Here is a 23,595-nt window from a genome sequence, read left to right as displayed (position 1 = left end):
CCGGACACACGCCGGCAACAGGGCGCGCGCAGCATCGGGGCATCGGGATCACGATCCCGGCCTGACGAGAAGAGGGACACCCCCATGTCGCGCATCCTGATCGCCTCCATGACCACCGCCTTGACCGCCGCCACCGTGCTGGTCGGCCTGGGCACCCAAGACGCCTCCGCCGCCGGCTGGGGACCGGACCATCGCGAGCCGCCGCGGTTGGAGCGTGACCATCGCGGACACGAATCGCATCGCCCGCCCCCGCCCGTCCATCGCGCGGCGCGGCACTGGAAGTCCGGCGACCCCCTGCCCGCCGCCTACGAGTCGCGGCGCTACGTCATCACCACGCCCGCCGCTTATCACCTCCATCGGCCGCCGCGCGGGCATCATTGGGTCCGCGCCGGGTCGGACGCCGTTCTGGTGGCGTCCCGCTCGGGAATCATGGTCCGGATCGTTCCCGGCCTCTTCCGCTGAGAACATCCCCTTCCTTCATGGACGTGACCCGGCCGGGCGGTCTACTCTCCCGCGAGTTGCACCGCCCGCTCCCGCGATGCCCGTTCCTCAAGATGGACGCTCCATGACGGACAGCCGTAACGCCCGGCCCTCGATCACCGATGCCCTGACCCTGCACAACGACGGCCGCGGCGACGAGGCGGAGCGGGCGTACCGCCAAATCCTGAAGAGCGAGCCGCGGAACCCCGACGCTTGGCATCTGCTGGGCGTGCTGCTGTCCGAACGGGGCGATCACGACTCCGGAATCGCCGCCATACGCACCGCCCTGTCCATCCGGGAGGCACTGGAGTACCAGCTGAATCTCGGCTCATCCCTGCTCGATGCGGGCCGCGTGGACGAGGCCCTGGACGCCCTGATGGCGGCGCTGCGCCTCGGCCCGGACCGGGCGGACATTCATTTCCGGCTGGGCAATCTGTTTCGTCTGCAGCGCCGCCCCAACGAAAGCGTCGCCGCCTACCGTCAGGCCATCGCGCTCCAGCCCGGCTTCGTGGAAGCGCTGAACAACCTCGGCTCCCTGTTCCTGGAGGTTGGGCAGACCGACGCCGCCATCGCCGCCTTCACCGACGCCATCCAGGCGGCGCCGGCCAACGCCGAATCCCACTGCAACCTCGGCTATGCCCTGGACCAGCAGGACCGGCTGGGCGAAGCGGCGGCGACCTACCGCGTCGCGCTGACTTTCCAGCCCGATTTCGCCCTGGCCTGGTCCAACCTCGGCAACACCCTGAAAGGGCAAGGGCATCTGGACCAGGCCATCGCCGCCTACCGTTCGGCGCTCACGCACCGTCCGGATTTCCCGATGGCGCACAGCAACGTCCTGATGGCGCAGCACTATGTGCCGGAGTGCGGAAACGCCGACTTCCTCGCCGCCGCCCGCGACTGGGCCGAACGAAGCGGCGGCGCACTCCCGGCGGCCGCTCCGGTGGTTCGCGACGACCGCTCCCGTCCGCTGCGCATCGGCTACGTTTCCAGCGACTTCAACAGCCATCCCGTCGGCTACTTCCTGGAAAGCGTCCTGAGGGCACACGACCGCTCCGCGGTCACCGCCTTCGGCTACGCCAACAACGGCCGCACCGACGACGTGACCGAGAGCCTCCGCGCAGCCGCCGACGGATGGCGCCCGATCGTCGGCATGGACGACACCGCGGTGGCCGACCTGATCCGGCGGGACGGCATCGACATCCTCGTCGACCTGTCCGGCCATACGGGGAACAACCGCCTGACCCTGTTCGCTCGGCGGCCCGCCCCCGTCCAGGCGAGCTGGCTCGGCTATTTCGGGACGACCGGCTTGCCGACGATGGACTGGATCATCGCCGACCGCCACGTCCTGCCGCCGGGGGAGGAGCGTTTCTTCACCGAGACGGTCTGGCGCCTCCCCGACAGCTATCTGTGCTTCACCCCGCCGGCGGAGGACGTGGCGGTCGGGCCGCTTCCGGCGCTCGACGGCGGATCGGTCACGCTCGGCGCCTTCCACAACCGGGCCAAGATCACCCGGCCGACCGTTGCGCTGTGGGCGCGGATCCTGACCGCCCTGCCGCAAGCCCGCCTGCTGCTGAAGTCGCGGGAGTTTGCCGACTACGGTGTGCGGCAGACCCTGCGCGACCAGTTCGCCGCGCACGGCGTCGCGCCGAACCGCCTGCGCATGGAAGGGAAAACGCCGCGGGCGGACTATTTCAACAGCCTCAACCGCATCGACATCGCGCTGTCCCCCATCCCCTTCGGCGGCGGCACCACGACGGTCGAGAGCCTGTGGATGGGCGTGCCGGTGGTGACCCTGCGCGGCGACCGCTGGGCGGGACGGATCGGGGTCAGCTTTCTGGAAACGCTCGGCCTCGCCGACCGGTTGGTGGCGGACAGCCCGGCGGACTACGTCGCCAAGACCGCCGCCCTCGTCGGCGACCTGGAGTCCCTGGCCGCCCTGCGCGCCGGCCTGCGGGAGCGCGTGCGCCAATCACCCCTATGCGACGCGCCGGCCTTCGCCCGGGCGCTGGAGGAGGCTTATCGGTCGATGTGGGAGGTGCGGACGCTCGCACCGTAAGGATGCCGCGGGCGTGCCAAAGGAAGTCCTTCCGATACGCCCTGGCACAACGGCGCCGGACATGCGTTGAAAGGACCGACGACGCAGCGGAAGCGAGGCCGAGACGCCGATGATGAAAGATCCCAAACAGATCGCCCGGGTTGCCCTGCAATCGGCCCGCGTCAATGTCGAGGTCTACGAGGCCTGCGGCCTGATCGACACGCCGTCGGCCCGCGGCCTGCGCTACAAGATCGCCGTGCAGGCCAGCGACGTGAACGGCGACGAGTGCCGTTTCCCGTCCTGCGCCTGCCCCTGGCCGGACTGCTCGCGCCAAGCGGAGGCCGGAGCGGCGGGCGATCAGCCGAGCGGGCCGACCGTCTCCACGTAACGTTCCATGGCGGCCACGCCCTCTTCGGTCAGTTCGATGAAGACGCGGCGCCCGTCCTTGTCGTCGGCGATGCGCCGAACCAGCCCGCGGTCGTGCAGGTCGGTGATGCGGCGCAACGCCGTGGTCTGCGCCACGCCCGACGCGATGCACAGCGAGGACACCGAAATCCGCCGCCCCTGGAGATGATTGATCATCAGGTCCAGCAGCATGTCCCAGCAGGGGTCCTCGAACAGCCCCTTGGGAAAGAACTTCTCGCGGGCGGCGCGCTTGCGGCGGATCGCCGTCAGGATGCCCAGGCTGTCCGGTGCAGAGACCTCGGTCGCGGCGTCGCACGTCGACAGGGGGGCCATGGACGTCGCCACGGCGGATGCCACGGCTGCAGGCGCCGTGCGATGGGCCGCAACGAAGGGCATCACGCGGGCCGCCGCGGCCTCGCCGCGCAAGGCGCGCACCGTCTCGACCAGCGCCAGCCCGTGACGGTAGGCCTGTTCCAGCGCATCGTCACGGCTGCCCATCGACTCCGGAGGAAGTTCCGGGACGGACGATGCGTGCCCCTCGCCGCCGTTGAGGACGCGGGCCAGAGCGCGCTCGATCTGCGCCTCGTCCTCCGGGTCGGTGACCACGTCGGCGGCCTCCAGCCGCAGGGCGCGCACCACGTCGTCCGCCTCCGGGTTGCGGGCGAAAAGGATGCAGGCGAGGCCGCGATGGGTGCGGTGCAGCCGCTCCATCAGCGCCAGACCGTCGAACCAGGGCGATCCGCCATCCACGAACACGACGCCGACGCTGCGGTCCACGTCCAGCAAGCCCAGCGCCGAGATCACGTCACGCGTGTCCTGCACCCGATGACCGAGCCGCAGGGCGCAGTCGCGGATGCCGGCGATGGCCGCGCTGTCGTTGCCGATGATCAGAATGGAAGGCGCCGCCGCTGAGTAACTCGGTGCCGAGTAACCCGCCGCCGTTTGACCAGCCAGCGCGATACGCTCCGCCGAACGCGAAACCAGGGACCGTTGCATGCCGCTCTCACCCGCATCAGATCGCGCGCCGGTTGGCCGGCGGCGGTGTCAGGCCCGGCGTGGCGACCCGATGCGGCGGAACGCTCCACCACTTCCAGGTACCCGCTTGGAACCGTCAATCATTCGTTGGGTGATGTATAGCATTACCCCGTTCGAACGCGTATCAACGGCCGTTGATACTTTTTGAACGGAGTAACGTGCGTTTTATTATTGCATATTAATCATTATCGTCAAGATTCGTCAGATTCCAATGCATAACCGACCCCGCGGACGGTAACGATCGGCGAGGATGCGCCGTCATCCAGCCGCATCTTGCGACGCAGCCGGGTGATCAAGGTGTCCACCGTGTGCTCGCTGATGGAGCGCGGGTCGCGGTTGCTGATCACGTCAAGCAGGTATTCGCGGCTGACCGGGTTGGGCCGCATGGCCGCCAGCGCCGCCAGGATGTTGAACTCCCCCGTGGTCAGGGCGAGGTAGGAACCGTCGGGACGGAACAGCGCGCGGCGCACCAGATCGAGACGCCATCCCTGGAAGGTCAGCGGCGCGTCGGGCGCCGGACTTGCCGTCCCCTCGGCGGGCGCGGGCGGAGCGGCGGCTGCTCCGGAGCGGCGCAACAGGTTGCGGATGCGGATCAGCAGTTCGAGCAGGTCGACCGGCTTGGTCACATAGTCGCCGCCGTGGGACAGGCCGGCGATGCGGTCGGTCGGGCTGTCGCGGCCGGTCACGAAGATCAACGGAACGGTCTCCCCCAGCCGCAGCCGCTCGGCCAAATCCAGCCCGTCGCAATCCGGCAGGTTGATGTCCAACAGCACAAGGTCCGGCCGGTCCTGCGCAATGCGCGCGGTCAACTCCGCCCCGTTCGCGGCCCGCAGCACCCGCACCCCCTGATGCTCCAGGTAGGTGGCGATCAAATCCTGCGTTTCCGGGGAGTCCTCGACCACCAGCACGGTCCGGCCGACCAGTTCCGATCCGACGCTCATGATGCCCTGCCCGCCGCTGCCGCTCCCGTCGCAACAACCCCTGTCGCCGTCATGTCAGCCCCGCCTCCCCCTTCTCGATGGCGCGCAGGGCGGCGTGAAGCCGGTCCCGCAGCGCCGCCGCATCCCCTTGCATGGAAGCGGCCCCGCCGCTCCCGCATTCGACGGCCTGCGCTGTCCGCTCCAGCGCCCGCGCCGCGGCGCTCACCTCCGGAAAGCCATAGGTGCCGCCGCTGCCCTTCATGCGGTGGGCCGCGTCGGCCACACGCCGGGGCGACGACTCCGCATCATCGAGAATCGCCAGCACCTCCCGGCAGGCTTGGGCGAAGCGGTCCATCAGCCGCGCGCTGTCGGCCCTGGGCAGCATCCGCGTGAGCGGCGCCCCCGGGAGTGGCGCCCCCGGGAGTGGCGTCTGTTGCACGGCGGAAAACGGAGCGGGCGCGCAGGAGCCGGACGGCGCGTGGCGGGCAAGCGCGTCCTGAAGCGCGTCCGGGTCCACCGGCTTCGCCACCACCTCGTCCACGCCGGCGTCCAGATAATCCGCCCGATCCTCCGGAGAGCTGTTGGCGGTCACCGCGATCACCGGCACCAGCGCCCGCTCGGCGTCCGGCAAGGCGCGGATGCGCCGCGTCACCTCCACCCCGTCGATCCCCGGCAGCCGCATGTCGAGCAGCACGACGTCCACGACGCGGGTGGCCAGCACCGCCAGGGCCTCCTCGCCGCTTTCCACATAGACGGCTCGGTGGCCGCCGGGCGCCAGATACTCGCGAAGGATGGCTTGATTCTCCGGCGCGTCCTCCACCACCAGGATGTCCAGGCTGCCCGGCACGGGCATGGGAGCGGCGCGGTCCGGCGACGGGTCGGCGACCGGCAACGGGCGGGTCGGCAGCGACACCGTGAAGAGGGAACCGCCGCCCGGCCGGCCCTCCAGGCAGACGGTGCCCCCCATCAGACGGACAAGCCCGTTCACGATGGCCAGCCCAAGCCCGGCGCCGTCGCGGCGGTTGCCTTCCAGCCGGTTCCCCTCCAACCGGTGGAAGGGCTCGAAGATGATGGCCTGCGCCGCCCTCGGCACGCCGGGGCCACTGTCCGCCACGGTCAGGCACAGAACAACCGTCCCGCTCGCCGCACCGGCCGGCGCCGGCTTCGCGGTCAGCGACACCTCGACCCCACCGCGTTCGGTGAACTTCACGGCGTTGCTCAGCAGGTTCAGAACGATCTGGCGCAGGCGCAATGGATCGATCCAAAAGCGTGCCGCCCCCAGCCCGCTGACCGTCAGGGACAGGGCGAGGCCCTTCTCCTCGGCGCCCGCGCGCATCAGCGCCACGGCGTCCTCGACCAGCGCCACCACGTCGGTGGGCTGGGGATGAAGCTCCATCCGGCCCGCCTCCAACCGCGACAGGTCGAGGATGGTGTCGAGCATGGAGACGAGATGCCGCCCCGCCCCGTCGGCGACGCGCAACCGCTCGTCCAGCTGGGCGGTCGGCCCCTCGCGGCGGATCACCCGCACCATGCCCAGAATGGCGTTCAGCGGGGTCCTGACCTCGTGGCTGAGGTTGGCGAGGAAGCGCTCCAGCGTCGCGGACTTGTCCGACAGGGCGCGGGTGCGCTCGGCGATCTGTCGCTCCAGCCCCTCGTTGAGGGTGGCCAGTTCCTGCGACAGCCGGCGTTCGTTGAGGAAGGCCGTCTCCACCCGCCGCCCCAGCACCAGCGCGTGGCTGAACAGGAACAGCAGCGCCCCGTAGGGCACGAGGTCGATGCTCTCGAAGAAATGCGCGTACATCAGCGCGTCGTGCACCACCGACCCCAGAAAGGCCAGCGCCCCCGCCCCCAGCAGAAGCGCCCCGGAATGGCGGCGCAGGGCGGCCACGGCGAGGCGCCACGCGAAATACAGGGCCGACAGCACCAGCAGCAGGCTCGCCACGTCGCGAAATTGGGTGAACTGCGCCGGTTCGGTCACCAGCACCAGGAACATGCCCGGCACCGCGACCGCCATCATGGCGCGCCCCACCCCGCGGTGCAGGCATCCGGGAAACAGTTCGCGCAGCAGGTGGAAGTAGATCGGGTAGAACATGTAGATCGGCAGATATTCCAGCCGGTAGGCCCACACCTCCGACACGCCGGGAAAGAAGACGCGCAGCAGCTCGCTGGTGCAGATCAGCCGCATGGCGCAGGCGGCCAGAAGCATCACCAGGAACAGCGGGGCCGCCGACAAGCGTCGGCGCAGGAAGGCGCCGATGAACAGCGCCATCAGGGACAACGACATCAACGCCCCGGCGTTGGTCATCAACTGCCGCTGCCACAGCCGCGACAGCCCGCCGTTGGCGTCGAGATAGATCGTGCGCCCGATCCCGCCTTCGAAATGGAAGTGGTTGGAGACCTCCACCGCCAGCTCGATCACCCGCTGACCGCCATGCAGCGTGACGAAGCGGGAGACGGAGGATGGCTGCTCCTGCGCGGCGGCCACGGCCGGAACCCCAGCGGCGGCGACCGAGCGGCCGTCCACCCAGACCCGCATGGCGGAGTTGATCGGCGGCATCTTCAGCGTCAGCGGCGGCATGCCGGGCGGCAGGAGGATCTTCAGGCGGAAGGTGGCGGCCCCCATCCCGCCCATCTCCCGCCCGTCCGGGCGCTCGGTCCCGTTCCAGATCGCCGGCAGGGTGAACGGTGTCCAGAGCCGGCCGTCCAGCTCCGGCAGCGGATTCAGGCTTTCCTCACCGGCCAGACGGTCCCAGGACACCAGCCACTCGCCGTCCAGCGACACCGGCCCGTCAAGGTCGGCGTACCAGCCCCGCAGGTCGAGCACGCCGCGCTCCGCCTGCGGCAGGACGGTGGCCAGGGCCGGGGTGGCGAAAAGAAGGGCGAGGAGCAGAACCGCGCCCAGCCGTCGGGCGACACACGCAAGAATGGCGGTTACGGACGGCATGGCGGCAGACGGCAGAGGCACCGGGGCATGATTCCTTTGACAGGCGCATGGCACAGGCCGCAGTCCGACCCGCAGGTCGACAGGCGCCGAGCCAATCCAATCATGAGAGGTATCGCAAAACCGTTGCTGCGGAAATACCGATGCACCCAGCCATTTAAAGCAGAAACCCCGTGATACCGAAACCGGCTACGCGGCGAAGTATAATCAGCCATCGGCGCAACAACGACTCAGAAATTCGCAATAAGCTTCATCAAACGTAAATCCTATAGAAATTGTGGTTTTAACCTCTCAATCAGGGATATGGCCTGTATTTGGCGCAGACCATCGGAGATGACGGATTCAACAGGAATCGCTAATGGAAAAAGCGTCCGGAACCGCCAGAACACCGGCGAAATTCCGGACGCTCCTATCAATGGCACCCAATCGGCTCGATGGCACCCAATCGGCCGCGGTGCTGGACGTGGTCAGGCCATGGCCTTCATCTGCTTGTCCATGCGGGCGAGCACGGCCATCACCTCCTTGCAGCGGCTCTTCACATCCTCGTCGGTCTCCGGGATGCCGTCCTGGGAGGAGATGTTGCGCCATTCCTTCAAGAAGGACTTCAGTTCGGGCATCTTCGGCAGCTGGGTGCCGACGCCGCGGATGTCTTCCTTCCAAAGATCCTGGAAATCGTCCACCGTCTTCGCCGTCTTCAGCTTCTTCGCCAGGGACAGCATGTACTTTTCCAGGATCTCCCGACCCTTGGCGCGCACCTTGTCGGCCTTTTCGATGGCGTCCTTCATGCCCTCATAGTCGTCGACGATCTTGTCGCCGAGCGAGGACTGGTTGAAGGCGACGAAGAGCTGGTCGGCGGCCTTGGCCACCTTCTCCGCGTGGGCGGCGGAATCCTTCGGGATCAGCTTGTTCGACTTGAACTTCTTCGCCGTCGCCTCGGCCAGATCGCGGAGCTTCTGGAGCTGGGTGCGCAGCGGCTCGACCGAGCGCTTGTACTCCGCCCGCGCCTCGTCCAGCAGCGAGTCGAGATCGTCCAGCGTGGCGTTGCTGGGAGCGTTCAACGATACGCTCAGCTTCTTCCAGTCGATGGCGCCGTGCGCCTTGTCCACCGCCTTCATCGCGTCGCCGATGCCGGTCTTGCCGGCGATCTTGGCGATGGCGCCCTTCTTCTTGTCCCAGTCCTTCTGGGTCAGGATGTCCGGGATGTCGATGCGCTTCAGGGGACCACCCATGTCTCAGCTCCTCCGCTTAACCAATCATTCACCCTATCGGTCTGCATGGTAGGAGGCGGGCGCGCCCCTCGGAATCGGCGATTGCTCCTCTCCCACCACTACCGGAACCGATTGGGTCCAAAACGGCGGCTTCCCATTCCGCCCCTTCCATCAGCGCCCACCCACCAGCTGCACCACGCCCTTGCAGACGGTGGCGAACTCCTTGATGAGGTCGGTGATCTGGCGGGCGGTGTAGTCGGGCGGCACGCGCATCGGCGGTCCGTCACCGCCTTGCCCGGCCCAGGGGGCGAGCTTCCGGCGGTAGAAGTCCGGATCGGCGCGCAACCCGTCCAGCGCCTTCGCCGCGGCGAGTTGGGCGGCGAGATCGCGGGCCAGCGCCGGGAACAACTCGTTGTAGGTTTCCGGCGTCGGCTTGGCGCGCACCTTGGCGACCCCGGCGGCGGCGCGGGCCAGCGCGCCGTTGATGTTCGCCTCCCACCGCTTCTGCGCCCGCTCCGCCGAGGCGGCGTCCTTTTCGGCTTGCGCGGCCTGCGCCTTGAAGCGGTCGGCGTCCGCACCGATGGCCGCATCCAGATCGGCGACGTCCTTGGCGAGCGCCTTCATCGCCCGCTCGCAGGCCGCCGCCGCGGCCTTGTCGCCGCGGCTGGCCGCCTCCTCGTCCAGCGCCTTGTCCAGAGCGGCCAGATAGGCCTTGCGCGCCTTCAGGAAGTCCTTCGCCGCGGCGGCGAGATCCTTCGCGGCGGCGTCGCCGGTGGTGGCGGCGCGGTGGACGGCGTCGCCGGCCTTCAGCGCCTTGATCACCGCGGCGTCGCCGTTCAGCGCCGCGGCGATGGCCTTGGCCTCCTTCGGCCGGTGCTTCGCCGTTGCGGCCTCGAACCGCTTGCGGGCCGCGGCCCAGTGCTGCTCGTAGGGGACATGCGCCATTGCCGCCCGCCCGCTCCGACGCTACGCGACGACCGGCTGGAGGCGATCCTCCAGCGAGCGGATGGCGGCCCAGTCGCGCTCGAACACGGCGCGGTCCGGGTGCGCGAGATAGACCTTCGCCAGCACCTGCGTCAGGTCGAGCGTCGGCACCACCTCGTCCCCAACCCGCAGCACGAGGCCGTAGCCGCGCACGCTCGCCATCCCGTCCAGAATGGAGAGGTCCGGCAGCGCCTCCACCCGGCCCGACACCAGCACCGGCAGATAGAGGACCATCGCGTCGGCCTGGAACCGGTAATGGCCGTCGAGCAGTGGCCCGACCGCCGCCGCTCCGTCGAAGGCATCGACCAGCAGATCGACTTGGTCGTGCCCGGTGCCCGCCGCGATGGCGGTGGTGGAGCCGGCCGGCCCCATGGCGCGCGCCGCGATCTCCACCAGCGCCGGGCCGCGGGCGGTCATCCGCACTTCAGCATGGCCGGCACCGTCGGTGATCTCCAGCGCGTCGAGAACCCGGCGGATGTAGGCCATCAGCGCCTGCGCCACCGGCTCGTCCGGCGGCAGAAGCCGATAGTAGTCGTAGACGAAGGGCGACCCGTTCAGCGCCCGCTTGGCCGACAGCAGCACGTCGCAGACATAGTGGCGCCCGCCGCGGCTGACCGTGTTGACAACGTATTCGAGGCCGTCGAGGTAGGTCTGCACCAGAACCCGCTCGTTGGTCGAGCCGCAGAAGTCGCGGCTGCCCAGGATGGCGTCCACGGCGGCGCGCAGCTGGGCGGGGGTGTCGCAGAAATAGACATGGTCGGTGGAGGCGCTGGCCATCGGCTTCGCCACCACGGGCCAGCCCGCCTGCGCCGCCCACTCCACCGCCTCCGCGGCGCCGGTCGCCATGGTCTGGCGGGCGGTCAGCAGGCCGGCGGCGGCCAGCCGCTCGATCATCATGAACTTGTTGCGGCGCGCGGCGGTCAGCTTCGGGCTGTTGCCCGGCGTGCCCAGAACGGCGCCCAGCGCGTCGGTCAACTCCACCGCGGACTCGTTGCCCGGCAGGATGAAGGCCGGGGCCAGAGGGCGCAACCGCTCGGCCAGCCCGTCGAGATTGCCGTCGTGGAGGATGTGCGCCGCGAAGTCGTCGGGCTGACAGCTGCGCAGCAGCGACGGGGCAAGGTCCGGGCGGCTCTGCACCGCGATCACCTCGTAGCCGCGCGCGCGCAGGCGCGGCGCCAGAAGGATGCCGGTGGAATAGGGGTCGACGACAACCGCCGTTTTGCGGGGGGCGCTCATGGCGTGACCTCAAGCGCGGCGTCCTGCGGCACGGCCTGCACCGCCTCCACCGGGCGCGCGTAAGTGACCAGCGGCACGGGACCATCCAGCTCCACCGAACGCCCGACCCAGCCGGCCTCGATCACCGCCCTCTGCTCCTCCAGCTCCGGCACGGCAAAGACGCGCTCGCTGCCCGGCACCCAGGCGGGCGGGGCCGCTCCCAGGTCGCGGTGCAGCAGGTAGCGCAGCCGACCGCTGGCGTGCATGACCAGCACCCGGCGCACCAGGAAGCCGCCGGCCAGCAGGTTCGACAGGCTGCGCGGATTCGACAGGGCGACGCGCGAGAACAGATGCGGGCGCCCTGCCCCCAGCGCGTGGAGCGTGCGCAGCGTCACCAGAAGCCGTTGCAGCCCGTTGCCGCGAAAGTCCGGATGGACCATGCAGCTCGCCATGTGGGCGGTGGCGGTGACGGCGGGACGGGCTTGCGGCAGGTCATCCACGAAGGCCGGCATGCCGGGCTGCGGCAGGCCCAGGATGGCGCAGCCGATCAGCCGCCCCTCGGCCTCCAGCCCCAGCGTCACGCCGCGCTCGCCCAGATGCAGCCCGGCGAACTCCGGCGTTTCCGGAAAATAGGCGTCGATGTCCGGCAGCTGCCCGAAGATGTAGCCGCGGAACGCCTCCAGCGCCGGCAGGTCGGCGGGACCGAGAAAGCGGATGCGGTAGGGAACGCGGACCGGCTGGCCGCGCCGAACGCGCAGCATGCCCGTGTGGACCGTCTGTTCGGGGGATAAGAGGACCGTCATGTCAGGCGTCCTGGACGATTTCGGCGATGTTGAGCAGGCGCATCGGAGGGTAGAGGTCCAGTTGCTTGGCCGCCCCGATGCGCAGCAGCAGGGAAAAGCGGTTCAGCGTCTCCACCGGGATGCCGTCGGCGGGCTTGGCCCCGGTCAGGATCTCCACCGCCTTCAGACCGGCGAAGCGCCCGACGTTGACCGCCGGGCTGACCAGCCCCATCAGCAGGTTGGCCCGGCGGATCGGCAATTCGGTGGAGCAGAAGGTGGCCAGCCGATGGGCCAGCGCCTGCTCCGCCACCACCGCGTTGTTGTTGGAGGCGACCAGCGTGTCCGGTCCGATGTAGACCAGCTCCGCTCCGGCGCGGGCCGCGTCGGCGATCAGGTCGGGAATGGCGGCGGCGAGCGCCGCGCCGGCGGCGTCGCGCGGCAGCGGGGCGTCGTGAAGCTCAACCCCCTGGCGGGCGGCTTCCTCCTTCAGGTCGCGCACGGCGACGACCATGTTGTCCTCCGCCGGGTTGTAGACCGCGGCGATCTTCTTCCAGCGCCGGTAGGACAGCATCGTCTTCATCTGAACCGCGACCGGCGCAATGTGCCGCGTGCCGGTGACCGCGCGCCCCGGACGGTCGAGCGCGCGCACGACGCGCGACGCCACCGGGTCGGTGACCGAGGTGAAGACCACCGGCACGTCGGTCAGGAAACGCGACGGGTCCGGATCGTCGTAGCGCCCCACTGTCGCCAGCGTCAGCGGCGTGAAGACCGTCACCACCAGATCGGGCTTGGACGCCCGGATCTCCGGCAGCAGCGTCGGCATGGCGGAGGTCTGCGGCACCTCGCGAACCTCCACCGTGGCCGACAGGCCGCTCGACGCGATGAAGTCGCGCAGGCCCAGCACGTCCCCCACATCCTTGCGCGGGGTCAGCACGACGATGCGCGCCGGTCTGGCGGCGGTGAAGGTCCTGGCGGTCTGCGCAACGGCCGGGAAACCGCCAGCCGCCAGCGTTCCGGCAGTCAATGTTCCGGCGGTGAGGGCTCCCGTCAGGACGGTGCGGCGGGACAGGCTCATGCGGGGGTCCTCTGCGGGAAGTCGGCGGGCGGGCGCGGGCGGAACAGGGCGCTCAGCAGAAGCTGCACGGCGACGCAGGCCGCCAGCACCGCGCCGATGCCCTTCAGCGCCCCGGCGTAGCCGTAGTGGGCCAGGAACAGCCCGGCCAGGAAGGGGGCGATGACGGAGCCCAGCCGCTCGATCAGACGGAACATGCCGATCACCGTGGTCTCGCCCAGCGCCGCCCGCTCCTTGACGCAGACGTCGGCGAGCATGGCGAGCTGCGGCGCGCCGAGCATGGCGTGCGCCACCCCCAGCAGGGCGACCCCGGCCAGCGCCGTGCCGAGCGACCCCGGCATCGAGAGCACCCAGGCCGCCCCGGCGGCGACCAGCCCGCCCACCACCAGGAAGCCGATTCGCTGGCCCGAGCGGTCCGACAGCTTCGCGGCCATCGGAGACACCACGATCATCAGCAGCCAGTAGAGCAGCAGCACGCGCCCGATCCAGGACTGGCTGACCCCCTGGTCGTCCAGCGCCAGCGGCAGCAGGAAGAACAGCAGCGCCGTCAGCCCCAGCTTGGCCGGGACCGCGCTGAAGACGGCCAGCCCGACGAAGCGCGGGTTGCGCAGGCACAGCACGGCGTCGGTCAGACGCAGGCCGCGGCTGGATTTCGCCTGGGACGCGCGCACCCGCGGCAGCACCTGCCACGCCATGAAGGCGGCCAGCAGCGCCAGCCCGGCGGAGATCAGGAAGGTCGTGCGGAAGCCCACCTGCCCGGCGATCACGCCGCCGATGGCCGGGCCGCAGACACCGGCGCTGAGGATGCCGCCGGCGTACATGGCGATGGCCTGGGCGCGCTGCTTTGGATCGGTGGCGTCGATGACGAAGCCCTGCGCGGCGATGAAGACGCTGGCGTAGCCGATGGCGGTCAGGCAGCGCGCGACGATGAGCTGGATGAGGTCGGTGGCGAGGCCGGAGCCGACCAGACCGGCGAAGGACAGCAGCGCGCCGCCCAGGAAGACGGCCCGCCGCCCGCGCCGTTCCGACACGCTGCCGGCGATCGGCTGGCTGACCGCCCACAGCAGCATGAACAGGGCGATCGGGGCGCCGATGACCATCTCCATCGACAGGCCGGGCACCGGTTCGAACAGCTGCTTGATGTAGACGGACAGGAAGGTGCGGGTCAGCTCCTCCGCCAGGGAGAAGATGAAGATGGCGAAGCGCAGCTCCACCACCCGCTGCATCATGCCGATCTTGGTCATGGCCGGTTCGGACGCGGACATGTCGGCCTTGTGCTGCACGCTGTCCAGCGCCCAGTCGACGGCACGCGACAACTCGCCCACCTCGTCGCGGTTGCGCAGGGCGACGCGCACGCCGAGATGCCCGTCGGCGGCCTGCTTCATCACCGCCGTCACCCGCCGCAGCGGCGCCGCGACGGAGGTGCCGACGACCAGCAGCAGAATCTCGATGTTGAGCAGGATGGCGACGATCAGCACGGAGCCGAGGTCGAACACCACCTCGTTCATGGCGGAGCGGACATAGCCGGAATCGACGCCGACATGCAGCCGCGCCTCTTCGTTCCCTTCCAGCGGCAGGACGGTGTCGAGGAATTGCGGGGACCCGCCCTCCGGCGGGGTGTCCGCAACGGTCAGACGGTCGCCGGACCGCGCCTCCTCGGTGCCGGAAAAGGCATAAAGGCGACCGCCGATCTCCAGCGCCAGATACTTGACGTCCGGGTTGGCGGACAGCGCGTCGGACAGCAGCTCGTCCACCCCGACCAGCTTGTCCAGCTCGAAGCCGAGCGCCACCGCGCGGTCGATCTGTGCGACCACGTAGGACCCGACGACCTCGGCCTTGCGGGCCAGCTCCGGCTCGATCAGCGGGCGGAACAGCGTGTTGACGTGGTTGGTCTGGACGGCGAGGCTGACCAGCATCAGCACGGACACGACGCCCGTCAGCATCCAGTTCAGGCGGCGGATGAAGGACAGCTTCATGGCGTGACTCCCGCCGGGCGCGCGGTCTCAGCCGCCGGGTCGGCGGGCTGGGGATGGCCTTCCTCCGCGCCGTGCTGCTGCTGTTCCAGGATGCGATCCGCGAAGTCCTTCAGGCCGGGGGCGAAGGCCACCAACTGCGGGGTCAGGTTGGGCGGCTCGCCCATGCCCAGCATGTTGATGCTGGCGGTCATCTCGCGCAGCCGCCGCTGGATCGGGCGCAGCAGCAGCCAGACCGCGACCATGGTGATCAGCAACCCGGTCACCAGATTGATGCCGCCGGACAGCAGCAGATCCGGGATGGTGCCGCGGATGCCCGCCTGCACCTCGCCCAGCGAATAGGTCAGGGCGACACCGCCGGCCACGCCGCCGAAGGCGTTGCGGATGCCGAGCAGAAGCGCCTGGCTGTCGCCGTCGGCCACGGCCGCCACCCGGTCGGACTTGCCGTCGCGGGCGAAGGCCGCCTTCCAGCCGGCGGGGATCGCGCCCACCGGCCCGCCGCGGCCCGCCGCCGCCAGCACCTCACCCGTGTCGGTGAACAGGACCAAGCCGGTGATCCGGTCGTCCCGCGCCATCGCGCGCTGGATCAGCGCGTCGAGATTGCGCAGCGCCGTGATGGACACGCCGAGGCTGACGGCGCCCTCCACCTCGCCCGCCAGCCCGCGCAGGGCGACGGTGAAGCGGGACGCCACGGTGTCCTCCACCATGCGCTCCATCTTCAGGTAGGAGAGCGTCGCGGTGGAGAGCAGCGCGAAACAGAGCGCCACCTGCAGCAACAAAATGATCTTGGTCGTCAGGGTCAGGCGCATGGCGTCCGGTGCCGGCAAGGGGTGCGGCCACCTTACGCGCATCGCGCGCGCCGCCGTTTCCAAGACGGGTCCAGTCTGGAGAAGACCCCAGCGACATGGCTCCGCTCCGGCCCGACCCCGTCAGCCGCGCGCCTTCGTCCACCGCGTCACAACCGCTGGGCGCATTTCATTGGTTTTGATGCATCAAACGAAGAACAGGCAGTGCCGCGACCCGGCTACTCTATGCCGTTTTGCCTAACCCATCGAAATTTTGCGGAATTTTGAGACATTTTTTGATCGCTCTATTTTGGACCATGATTGCATCCATGATGGTTTGCTTTGCGTGTTAATCCTTAAGCACAGCATTCCATGCACCCAACGGGGGAAGGGCTTCGATGCGGATCGAGTTGGAGCGACCCTTGGCGTGGCCGGTGCGCCCGGTCCAAACCAGCGCCGGCCTTCATGTCTCGGCAACGTCCATCCTGATCGCCTGCGCGGACCGCGCGCTGGGCATCGGCATGCACGACGCCTTCGAACGCAACGGCCACCGCATCCATGTAACCCACGACCCCATCGCCGCGCTCGACACGCTGGAGGCTGACGGCAGCATCGGCATCGTGGCGGTGGAGCTGGCCCTGCCCCATTTCGACGGGCTGGCGCTGGTCGAGCGGATGCGCAAGAGCGTTCACCGGCATCTCCAGGTCATCGTCGTCGCGCCCAACGCCACGGCGGCGGACGTCGTCCGCGCCATGCATCTGCGCGCGGCGGATTTCGTCAGCGATCCGCAGGACGGCAGCCAGCTCCACGGCGCGCTCGCCCGCGCCCTGGCCGCCCATCAGGCGGCGGCCCCGCTGCCCACCCCGCCCGCGCCCGCCGGCAATGGCGAGTTGCAGGGCGCGCTGGAGGACGCTTACCGCCATGGCCTCGCCCTTATCGAGGCGGTGAAGGCGTTGCGCCAAGGCCAGACGGCGCACGCCGCTCCGGTCCCCGCACCCGCCGCCCCACCCCCCGTCCCCGCCGGAAACGGGGAGAACCGGCGCTTGACGGTGTTGAGAACCCTCCAGCAATCCCGCGTCGCCCGCGACAAATACTTCCCGAAGGGGCTGTTCGAAGACCCCTGCTGGGACATGCTGCTGGACCTGATGGCCAACCATCTGCGCGGGCGGCGGATTTCCGTGTCGTCGCTGTGCATGGCCTCCGGCGTGGCCCAGACCACGGCGCTGCGGCGGATCACCGAACTGCACGACCGCGGGCTGGTGCGCCGGATCGCCGACGAGAAGGACGGGCGCCGCGTTTTCATCGAACTGACCGAGCAGGGGATCGCCGCCCTGTCCGGCTATGTCGAGCACATCCAGGAGTTGACCTGACCGGACCGGCGCGAATTGGCCCGGTCCGGCGGGTTTCCCGCCCAGACTGCTTCAACCGGGACCCGTCCCGGATCGACAGCGCGCCACGAAAGCGGCCAACATCGCCGTAAGGAACGCCCTGCGCGCAGGACGGCGGAGACCCGATGGCCGACCAGAAACTGAAGGATGTGATCGTCGTCGCGACCCCCACGGAGGGGATCGGCCCGACATCCTCCCTGCCCACGCGCCCGGCAACCCCCAGCGAGGAACCGGACCGCCAGCGGCTGGCCGAGCGCCTGCGCGCCCAGGGCTGGAGCTACCGCCGCATCGCGGAGGAGCTTCAGGTCTCCTACATCCTGGTGTCGCGCTGGCTGGGGGGCGACGGCGCCACCCCCACGGGCCCACGCACGCCTTCCGCCGCGGCGCCTCCCTCCCCGCCGCCACCCCCGCCCAGCGGGCAACGGACGACCAAGGCGACCAAGGCTGCGAAGACGGCCGCCACCGCTGCGGCGGCCACCGCCGACGAGGATGTTCTGACGCTCCAGTTCCGGGCCTTCGAGCAGTATGTGCGCGAGGTCATCGACGCGATGGAGACGCGGCACGAGACGCTCCTCCAGCGTCAGGAGGAGTTGATCCAGGCGCTCGACACGGAGCGCGCCGCCGCCCGTGCGCGGGAAGAGGAACTGCTCGCCACCCTTGACCAGGAGCGCCAGCGCTGGACCGAGGCCGAGGATCGCTTTCGCGATGAGTTGGAGCGTTTCAAGACGGAGATGCGCCGCGGCCAGAGCGCGGCGAGCGCTGTCGCCGTTGCCGCGGCGGCTCTCGGCGCCGATGACGACGCGGACGAAGACGAGGAATCCTCGGATTTCTCCGCCTTCAGCTTCGACGACGATGAGGACGAGGCCAAGGACGAAGACGATGCGGGCGGCGGTGATGCCAATGCCTTCAGCTTCGACGAGGACGAGGACGAGGACGACAGCGACCCCTTCAGCTTCGATTCCGACGACACGGAGGAGACGGGCGACGGCGAAACGGCCGAAGCGACCGGCTCCGACGACGACAGCGACCCCTTCAGCTTCGGCGATGACGATGCGGAAGAGACGGCCAAGGATGCCTCCAAGGAGGAGGACGCGGAACCGGACGAGGACCCGTTCTCCTTCGATACGGACGACGATCCGGATGAGCCCAAGGCCGAAGCCGAGCCGACCGAGACCGCCAAGGCCGAGGCGGACGACGGCGGTGATCCCTTCAGCTTCGACGACGAGCCGGAGGCTGAACCCGAACCGGAGGCTCCGCCGAAGAAGAAGGGGCTTTTCACCTTCTGGCGCAAATGACGGCCGGGCCGGCGGCTTGACGATGCGGGTGGCGCACACGTTTGCGTGTTGATCACCTCCCGCGCCCGGTTGTATGAAGTGGTTCATGATTCAACCGCGCCGCCCCCTGTCCGCCGCCGAGCGGTTCGACTGGCTCCGCCTGATCCGATCGGAGAATGTCGGGCCGATCACCTTCCACCGCCTGCTGGAGCGGTTCGGCAGCGCCGGCGCCGCGCTGGAGGCGCTGCCCGACCTCGCCAGGCGCGGCGGGCGGACCAAACCGCTGCGCATCGCTCCGAAGGCGGACATCGAACGCGAGTTGAGCGCCAACGACCGCATCGGCGCCCGCCTGCTCTGCTCCTGCGAACCCGACTATCCGGAACCGCTGGCCGCGCTGGACGACGCTCCCCCGGTGGTGTCGGTTCTGGGCCACCCGCATCTGCTGACGCGGCGCGCGGTGGCTCTGGTCGGCGCGCGCAACGCCTCGATGAACGGCAAGAAATTCGCCGAGCGGCTGGCGCGGGAGTTGGGAGAGGCCGGATTGCTGGTCGTTTCCGGGCTGGCGCGAGGGATCGACACGGCGGCTCATGCCGGGGCGCTCGGCAGCGGAACGGCGGCGGTGGTGGCGGGCGGCGCCGACGTCGTCTATCCGCCGGAGAACGAGACACTCTACCGCGACATAGTGCAGCAGGGCGTGGTGATCGCGGAAAGCGCCGTCGGCACCACCCCGCAGGCCCGCCATTTCCCGCGCCGCAATCGGCTGATCTCCGGCCTGTCGCTGGGGGTGCTGGTGGTGGAGGCGGCGCTGCGCTCCGGTTCCTTGATCACCGCCCGCATGGCGCTGGAACAGGGGCGGGAGGTGATGGCCGTTCCGGGTTCGCCGCTCGACCCGCGCTGCCAGGGCACCAACAATCTTCTGCGCCAGGGGGCGGCCTTGGTGGAAGGGGTGGACGACGTGCTGCGGGCGCTGGACAGTCTGTCGCCGCCGGTCCTGCGGGAACGCCAGGGCGACCTGTTCGCCCAATCCCGTCCAGCTCCTCCGTCCGAGTCGGACCTTGAAGCGGCGCGCGCCGTCATCCTGGAAAACCTCGGCCACACGCCGGTTGCCATTGACGAACTCGTCCGCGGGTGCCAATTGTCCGCTCCGGTGGTGTTGACCGTGGTGCTGGAACTTGAGCTTGCGGGCCGTGTCCAGCGCCAGCCGGGGAATCAGGTGAACCTGATCTGATCCCGATCCGCACCGCCGGTGTATGGGATAGGCACTTTCAGGGGCGCGGACTCTTGCCGGGCAGCAACGTCGTCATCGTCGAATCGCCGGCCAAGGCGAAAACCATCAACAAATACCTTGGCTCGGACTACACCGTGGTCGCCAGCTTCGGCCACGTCCGCGACCTTCCGGCGCGCGACGGATCGGTGCGTCCGGACGAGGACTTCGCCATGGACTGGGAGCTGGGCGACCGCTCCAAGCGCCACATCGACGAGATCGCCAAGGCGGTCAAAGGGGCCGAACGCGTCTATCTCGCAACCGACCCGGATCGCGAAGGGGAAGCCATCGCCTGGCACCTGTCGGAGCTGCTGCGTGAAAAACGGCTGATCGACGAGTCCAAGGTCCAGCGCATCACCTTCAACGAGATCACCAAGTCCGCCGTCCAGGCCGCGCTGGAAGCCCCGCGCGACGTCTCGCGGGAGCTGGTGGACGCCTATCTGGCCCGCCGCGCCCTCGACTATCTGGTGGGATTCACCCTGTCGCCGGTGCTGTGGCGCAAGCTGCCGGGCTCCCGCTCGGCGGGCCGCGTGCAGTCGGTGGCGCTGCGCCTGATCTGCGAGCGCGAGTCGGAGATCGAGGTCTTCAAGCCGCAGGAGTACTGGACCATCGAGGTGGGCTTCGCCACGCCGGGCGGCGCCTCCTTCACGGCCCAGCTCACCCAGCTCGACGGCAAGCGTCTCGACAAGTTCGCCCTGCCCGCCCGCGAGGCCGCGGAGGCCGCGGTGGCGCGCATCCGCCCGCAGACCTTCTCGGTCGCGACGGTGGAGCGCAAGCAGAGCCGCCGCAACCCCTCCCCGCCCTTCACCACCTCGACCCTGCAGCAGGAGGCCTCGCGCAAGCTGGGCTTCGGCGCCACCCGCACCATGCGGACCGCGCAGCGGCTGTACGAGGGCGTGGACATCGGCGGCGAGACGGTCGGCCTGATCACCTACATGCGAACCGACGGCGTCAGCCTGTCGCAGGAGGCCATCGAGGGCGCCCGCAACCTGATCGGCTCCCATTGGGGCGAGCGCTATGTGCCGGCCCAGCCGCGCGTCTACAAGACCGCCGCCAAGAATGCCCAGGAAGCGCACGAGGCCATCCGCCCGACCGACCTGTTCCGCCGCCCGGAGGAGGTCGCCTCCTACCTGGAAGGCGACGAGTTGCGGCTGTACGAGCTGATCTGGAAGCGCACGCTGGCCAGCCAGATGGAAAGCGCGGTGCTGGATCAGGTGGCGGTGGACATCGCCTCGCCGTCCAAGGACGTTGTGCTGCGGGCCACCGGCTCGGTCGTGGTGTTCGACGGCTTCCTCAAGGTCTACCAGGAGGACCGCGACGACGGCGCCGCCGACGACGACCAGGAGCGCCGCCTGCCCGCCATGGAGCAGGGCGACGCCCTCGCCCGCGGCGACATCAGCCCGGAGCAGCATTTCACCCAGCCGCCGCCCCGCTACACCGAGGCGAGCCTGGTCAAGAAGCTGGAGGAGCTGGGCATCGGGCGTCCGTCCACCTACGCCTCCATCCTCCAGGTGCTCCAGGACCGCAACTACGTGCGGCTGGACAAGCGGCGCTTCATCCCGGAAGACCGCGGGCGTCTGGTCACCGCCTTCCTGAAGAACTTCTTCAACCGGTACGTCGAGTACAACTTCACCGCCGACCTGGAGAACAAGCTCGACGAGATCTCCGACGGGCGGATCGACTGGAAGACCGTGCTGCGCGACTTCTGGCGCGCCTTCCACGCCGCGGTGGATGGGACGAAGGACCTGACCATCACCCAGGTACTGACCACGCTGGACGAGGAGCTGGGGCCGCACTTCTTCCCGACCAACGCCGACAGCGACACGCCGGGCCACGACCCGCGCGTCTGCCCGGTGTGCAGCCAGGGCCGGCTTGGCCTGAAGCTCGGCAAGATGGGCGCCTTCATCGGCTGCTCGCGCTACCCGGAATGCCGCTACACCCGCCCGCTCGCCGTCGCCAACGACGAGAACGGCGAGGCGCAGGAAGGCCCGCGCGAGTTGGGCAACGATCCGGAAACCAGCCTGCCGGTGACCGTGCGGCGCGGCCCCTACGGCGCCTACATCCAACTCGGCCCGCCCCCGGCGGCGGCCGCCCCGGCTGAGGCGGTGGTCGAGGAGGCCCCCGCCGACGGCAAGAAGACCAAGGGCAAGAAGAAGGTCAAGAGCGAGGAACCGAAGCCCAAGCGCGTCTCTCTGCCCAAGGGCATGGCCGCCGCCGACGTGGATCTCGACACCGCGCTGAAGCTGCTCGCCCTGCCGCGCAGCATCGGCAACCACCCGGAAACGGGCGAGGACATCAGCGCCGGCATCGGACGCTTCGGCCCCTACCTGAAGCACGGCAGCGTCTACAAGTCGCTGACGCCGGACGACGACGTGCTGACCATCGGCATCAACCGCGCGGTCGACCTGCTGGCGGGCGCCGCCAAGAAGGCGTCCGCCCCCGCCAAGACGCTGGGCGACCACCCGAAGACCGGCAAGCCGGTCACCACCGGGTCCGGCCGCTTCGGTCCCTACGTCAAGCACGGCTCCGTCTACGCCTCCATCCCCAAGGGCACGGAAGCGGACAGCGTGACGCTGGAGCAGGCGCTGGAGCTTCTGGAGGCCAAGGCCGCGAAGGACGCCGCCAAGAAGGGCAAGGCTCCGAAGGACGCCGAACCGGCGGCGGCCGAAGGTGCCGACGCGCCCGCCAAGGCGGAGAAGGCGACCAAGGCAAAGGCGACGGCCGCCAAGAAGGAGCCGGCCAAGAAGGACGCGGTGAAGAAGGCGGCTCCGAAGAAAGCCGCGGCCAAGAAGGCCGAGGCCGACAAGACCGACGCCGGCGAGGAGAAGCCCGCCGCCCGCAAGCGGGCTTGATCCTCCCCCATACTCATCGACCGCACCGTTTTAACCCTCTCCTCTCTGGGGAGAGGGTGGCCCGCAGGGCCTCTCGCGCTGGTCAGAGGCCAGCGCTGACGACGGCAAGCGGATGCCTCTGGCATCCGCTGAGAGCCGGTGAGGGGGTTGTGCATGGCGGCATGTCCGGCAGAAGCGCACCCCCCTCCCCCTAACCCTCTCCCCAGAGGGGATAAGGGACAACAGCCGCTCTCCACCCCCTTACCGCACCCAGCGCATGACGCCGCTTTCGAACGGCGCCCAGGCGCCCATGGTCACCCCGGCGGCGCGCAAGGCCTTGCCGGTCCATTCGTTGCAGGTCTCGACCGGGCTGTAATGGCCGACCGCCTCGTAGAAGAGGTCGGTCGCGCCATAGCCGCTGCCCGGCAGGGGCATCACCCGCCCGTCGCCATCGCGACGGAAGCTGCCGCGCACGAAGGCCGCCAGCGCGTCGTACTGCCCCTCGTCCACCACCACCACCCCGCAGTCCGGACTCCCCGCTGGGCGATGCAGCGCGTAGACGTGCATCACCGAAGGACCGCGGCCGAACAGGGCGGACAGCGCGGTGGACGGCCGCAGGTCCGACCATTGGCGGGTTTCCAGATAGAAGGCACGGTCGCCCCAGCCGAAGGAACGGTGGCTCGCCCAGGGGTCCGCGCCGGGAAAGTCGCCGTCCGGCAGGTCCACGGTCCAGTCGACGGCCACCGTGACGGCGGGAAGCACCAGATCGGTGTGAACGCCGTTGGTGCAGACGAAGACCTCCACGCCCTCCCGCGTCGCGGGCTGTCCGTCCACCGGAAGGCGGGACAGAACCATGGCGGCGAGCAGGTAGGCTCCAACCACAAGCGCCGGAACGGCCAACGCCAGCACCACCCCGAACCGCACAATCCTCATGGATGCGCTCCCGCCACGTCCGGCACGGTTCTGGCGCGTCTTTGTGGCGGAGCCATGGCGCGGCGGTTGG

At 69.5% G+C, this 23,595-nt stretch carries 18 protein-coding genes; 7 read left to right on the top strand and 11 right to left on the bottom strand.

Features of this window, described 5'->3' with window-relative positions:
- The first annotated feature begins 84 nt into the window (after nucleotides 1-84).
- The 3 genes from H0B54_RS12640 to H0B54_RS12630 all read left to right on the top strand — a co-directional run bounded on the left by H0B54_RS12640 (nucleotide 85) and on the right by H0B54_RS12630 (nucleotide 2,903).
- Nucleotides 85-462 (top strand): RcnB family protein, encoded by a 378-nt coding sequence (locus H0B54_RS12640; protein WP_188260601.1) that lies wholly within the window; start codon nucleotides 85-87, stop codon nucleotides 460-462.
- A gap of 103 nt (nucleotides 463-565) precedes the next feature.
- Nucleotides 566-2,536 carry an O-linked N-acetylglucosamine transferase, SPINDLY family protein gene (locus tag H0B54_RS12635; protein WP_188260600.1) on the top strand — a complete coding sequence of 657 codons (1,971 nt, stop codon included), beginning with the start codon at nucleotides 566-568 and terminating at the stop codon, nucleotides 2,534-2,536.
- 109 nt (nucleotides 2,537-2,645) lie between these two features.
- Nucleotides 2,646-2,903, top strand: coding sequence for a hypothetical protein (locus H0B54_RS12630; protein ID WP_094303337.1), 258 nt, complete (start codon nucleotides 2,646-2,648; stop codon nucleotides 2,901-2,903).
- Here H0B54_RS12630 and H0B54_RS12625 read toward each other — a convergent pair.
- From H0B54_RS12625 to H0B54_RS12580, 10 genes are all read right to left on the bottom strand, one after another.
- Nucleotides 2,873-3,916, bottom strand: a complete 1,044-nt coding sequence (locus tag H0B54_RS12625) for a response regulator (RefSeq protein ID WP_188260599.1) — start codon at nucleotides 3,914-3,916, stop codon at nucleotides 2,873-2,875. The two genes, H0B54_RS12630 and H0B54_RS12625, sit on opposite strands and share 31 nt — an antisense overlap.
- A 230-nt stretch (nucleotides 3,917-4,146) precedes the next feature.
- Nucleotides 4,147-4,896 (bottom strand): response regulator transcription factor, encoded by a 750-nt coding sequence (locus H0B54_RS12620; RefSeq protein WP_094303335.1) that lies wholly within the window; start codon nucleotides 4,894-4,896, stop codon nucleotides 4,147-4,149.
- A gap of 49 nt (nucleotides 4,897-4,945) precedes the next feature.
- A complete protein-coding gene (locus H0B54_RS12615) occupies nucleotides 4,946-7,840 on the bottom strand; it encodes a response regulator (RefSeq protein ID WP_188260598.1) in 2,895 nt (964 codons plus the stop codon).
- 443 nt (nucleotides 7,841-8,283) lie between these two features.
- The gene (locus H0B54_RS12610) at nucleotides 8,284-9,045 is read right to left on the bottom strand and encodes a hypothetical protein (protein ID WP_188260597.1); all 762 of its coding nucleotides are present in this window, start codon (nucleotides 9,043-9,045) and stop codon (nucleotides 8,284-8,286) included.
- A gap of 150 nt (nucleotides 9,046-9,195) precedes the next feature.
- The gene (locus tag H0B54_RS12605; protein ID WP_188260596.1) at nucleotides 9,196-9,969 is read right to left on the bottom strand and encodes a hypothetical protein; all 774 of its coding nucleotides are present in this window, start codon (nucleotides 9,967-9,969) and stop codon (nucleotides 9,196-9,198) included.
- Between the two features lie 21 nt (nucleotides 9,970-9,990).
- The gene (locus H0B54_RS12600) at nucleotides 9,991-11,244 is read right to left on the bottom strand and encodes an ATP-grasp domain-containing protein (protein ID WP_188260595.1); all 1,254 of its coding nucleotides are present in this window, start codon (nucleotides 11,242-11,244) and stop codon (nucleotides 9,991-9,993) included.
- Nucleotides 11,241-12,026: a GNAT family N-acetyltransferase gene (locus tag H0B54_RS12595; RefSeq protein ID WP_188260594.1), complete on the bottom strand. Its 786-nt coding sequence runs from the start codon at nucleotides 12,024-12,026 to the stop codon at nucleotides 11,241-11,243. Before H0B54_RS12595 ends, H0B54_RS12600 begins: the two co-directional genes overlap by 4 nt.
- Before the next feature lies 1 nt (nucleotide 12,027).
- The gene (locus H0B54_RS12590) at nucleotides 12,028-13,080 is read right to left on the bottom strand and encodes an ABC transporter substrate binding protein (protein ID WP_188260593.1); all 1,053 of its coding nucleotides are present in this window, start codon (nucleotides 13,078-13,080) and stop codon (nucleotides 12,028-12,030) included.
- Nucleotides 13,077-15,053 (bottom strand): MFS transporter, encoded by a 1,977-nt coding sequence (locus tag H0B54_RS12585; RefSeq protein ID WP_188260592.1) that lies wholly within the window; start codon nucleotides 15,051-15,053, stop codon nucleotides 13,077-13,079. Before H0B54_RS12585 ends, H0B54_RS12590 begins: the two co-directional genes overlap by 4 nt.
- The gene (locus tag H0B54_RS12580) at nucleotides 15,050-15,877 is read right to left on the bottom strand and encodes a hypothetical protein (RefSeq protein WP_246472508.1); all 828 of its coding nucleotides are present in this window, start codon (nucleotides 15,875-15,877) and stop codon (nucleotides 15,050-15,052) included. Before H0B54_RS12580 ends, H0B54_RS12585 begins: the two co-directional genes overlap by 4 nt.
- A gap of 356 nt (nucleotides 15,878-16,233) precedes the next feature.
- Here H0B54_RS12580 and H0B54_RS12575 point away from each other — a divergent pair, with 356 nt between their 5' ends.
- From H0B54_RS12575 to topA, 4 genes are all read left to right on the top strand, one after another.
- On the top strand, nucleotides 16,234-17,205 hold the full coding sequence (locus H0B54_RS12575) for a response regulator transcription factor (RefSeq protein ID WP_188260591.1): 972 nt from the start codon (nucleotides 16,234-16,236) through the stop codon (nucleotides 17,203-17,205).
- Nucleotides 17,206-17,348: 143 nt separating this feature from the next.
- Nucleotides 17,349-18,518, top strand: coding sequence for a helix-turn-helix domain-containing protein (locus tag H0B54_RS12570; RefSeq protein ID WP_188260590.1), 1,170 nt, complete (start codon nucleotides 17,349-17,351; stop codon nucleotides 18,516-18,518).
- An 85-nt stretch (nucleotides 18,519-18,603) separates the two neighbouring features.
- Complete coding sequence (gene dprA, locus H0B54_RS12565) at nucleotides 18,604-19,725, top strand: DNA-processing protein DprA (RefSeq protein WP_188260589.1); 1,122 nt, start codon at nucleotides 18,604-18,606, stop codon at nucleotides 19,723-19,725.
- A gap of 53 nt (nucleotides 19,726-19,778) precedes the next feature.
- Nucleotides 19,779-22,613, top strand: coding sequence for a type I DNA topoisomerase (gene topA, locus H0B54_RS12560; RefSeq protein WP_188260588.1), 2,835 nt, complete (start codon nucleotides 19,779-19,781; stop codon nucleotides 22,611-22,613).
- A gap of 240 nt (nucleotides 22,614-22,853) precedes the next feature.
- Here topA and H0B54_RS12555 read toward each other — a convergent pair whose 3' ends face one another.
- The gene (locus tag H0B54_RS12555) at nucleotides 22,854-23,525 is read right to left on the bottom strand and encodes a TIGR02117 family protein (protein ID WP_211109347.1); all 672 of its coding nucleotides are present in this window, start codon (nucleotides 23,523-23,525) and stop codon (nucleotides 22,854-22,856) included.
- Between the last annotated feature and the right edge of the window lie 70 nt (nucleotides 23,526-23,595).

The organism is Azospirillum tabaci, from assembly GCF_014596085.1.
In the GTDB taxonomy this organism is placed as follows: domain Bacteria; phylum Pseudomonadota; class Alphaproteobacteria; order Azospirillales; family Azospirillaceae; genus Azospirillum; species Azospirillum tabaci.
Note: the sequence above shows the minus strand (reverse complement) of the source record. Positions and strands in the feature narration are given on the sequence as shown.

Coding starts and splice junctions, on each gene's coding strand:
- H0B54_RS12625 (WP_188260599.1), bottom strand. CDS start 3,916: ATGCAACGGTCCCTGGTTTCGCGTTCGGCGGAGCGTATCGCGCTGGCT.
- H0B54_RS12635 (WP_188260600.1), top strand. CDS start 566: ATGACGGACAGCCGTAACGCCCGGCCCTCGATCACCGATGCCCTGACC.
- dprA (WP_188260589.1), top strand. CDS start 18,604: ATGATTCAACCGCGCCGCCCCCTGTCCGCCGCCGAGCGGTTCGACTGG.
- H0B54_RS12585 (WP_188260592.1), bottom strand. CDS start 15,053: ATGAAGCTGTCCTTCATCCGCCGCCTGAACTGGATGCTGACGGGCGTC.
- H0B54_RS12600 (WP_188260595.1), bottom strand. CDS start 11,244: ATGAGCGCCCCCCGCAAAACGGCGGTTGTCGTCGACCCCTATTCCACC.
- H0B54_RS12605 (WP_188260596.1), bottom strand. CDS start 9,969: ATGGCGCATGTCCCCTACGAGCAGCACTGGGCCGCGGCCCGCAAGCGG.
- H0B54_RS12575 (WP_188260591.1), top strand. CDS start 16,234: ATGCGGATCGAGTTGGAGCGACCCTTGGCGTGGCCGGTGCGCCCGGTC.
- H0B54_RS12640 (WP_188260601.1), top strand. CDS start 85: ATGTCGCGCATCCTGATCGCCTCCATGACCACCGCCTTGACCGCCGCC.
- H0B54_RS12595 (WP_188260594.1), bottom strand. CDS start 12,026: ATGACGGTCCTCTTATCCCCCGAACAGACGGTCCACACGGGCATGCTG.
- H0B54_RS12630 (WP_094303337.1), top strand. CDS start 2,646: ATGATGAAAGATCCCAAACAGATCGCCCGGGTTGCCCTGCAATCGGCC.
- H0B54_RS12570 (WP_188260590.1), top strand. CDS start 17,349: ATGGCCGACCAGAAACTGAAGGATGTGATCGTCGTCGCGACCCCCACG.
- H0B54_RS12555 (WP_211109347.1), bottom strand. CDS start 23,525: ATGAGGATTGTGCGGTTCGGGGTGGTGCTGGCGTTGGCCGTTCCGGCG.
- H0B54_RS12590 (WP_188260593.1), bottom strand. CDS start 13,080: ATGAGCCTGTCCCGCCGCACCGTCCTGACGGGAGCCCTCACCGCCGGA.
- H0B54_RS12610 (WP_188260597.1), bottom strand. CDS start 9,045: ATGGGTGGTCCCCTGAAGCGCATCGACATCCCGGACATCCTGACCCAG.
- H0B54_RS12620 (WP_094303335.1), bottom strand. CDS start 4,896: ATGAGCGTCGGATCGGAACTGGTCGGCCGGACCGTGCTGGTGGTCGAG.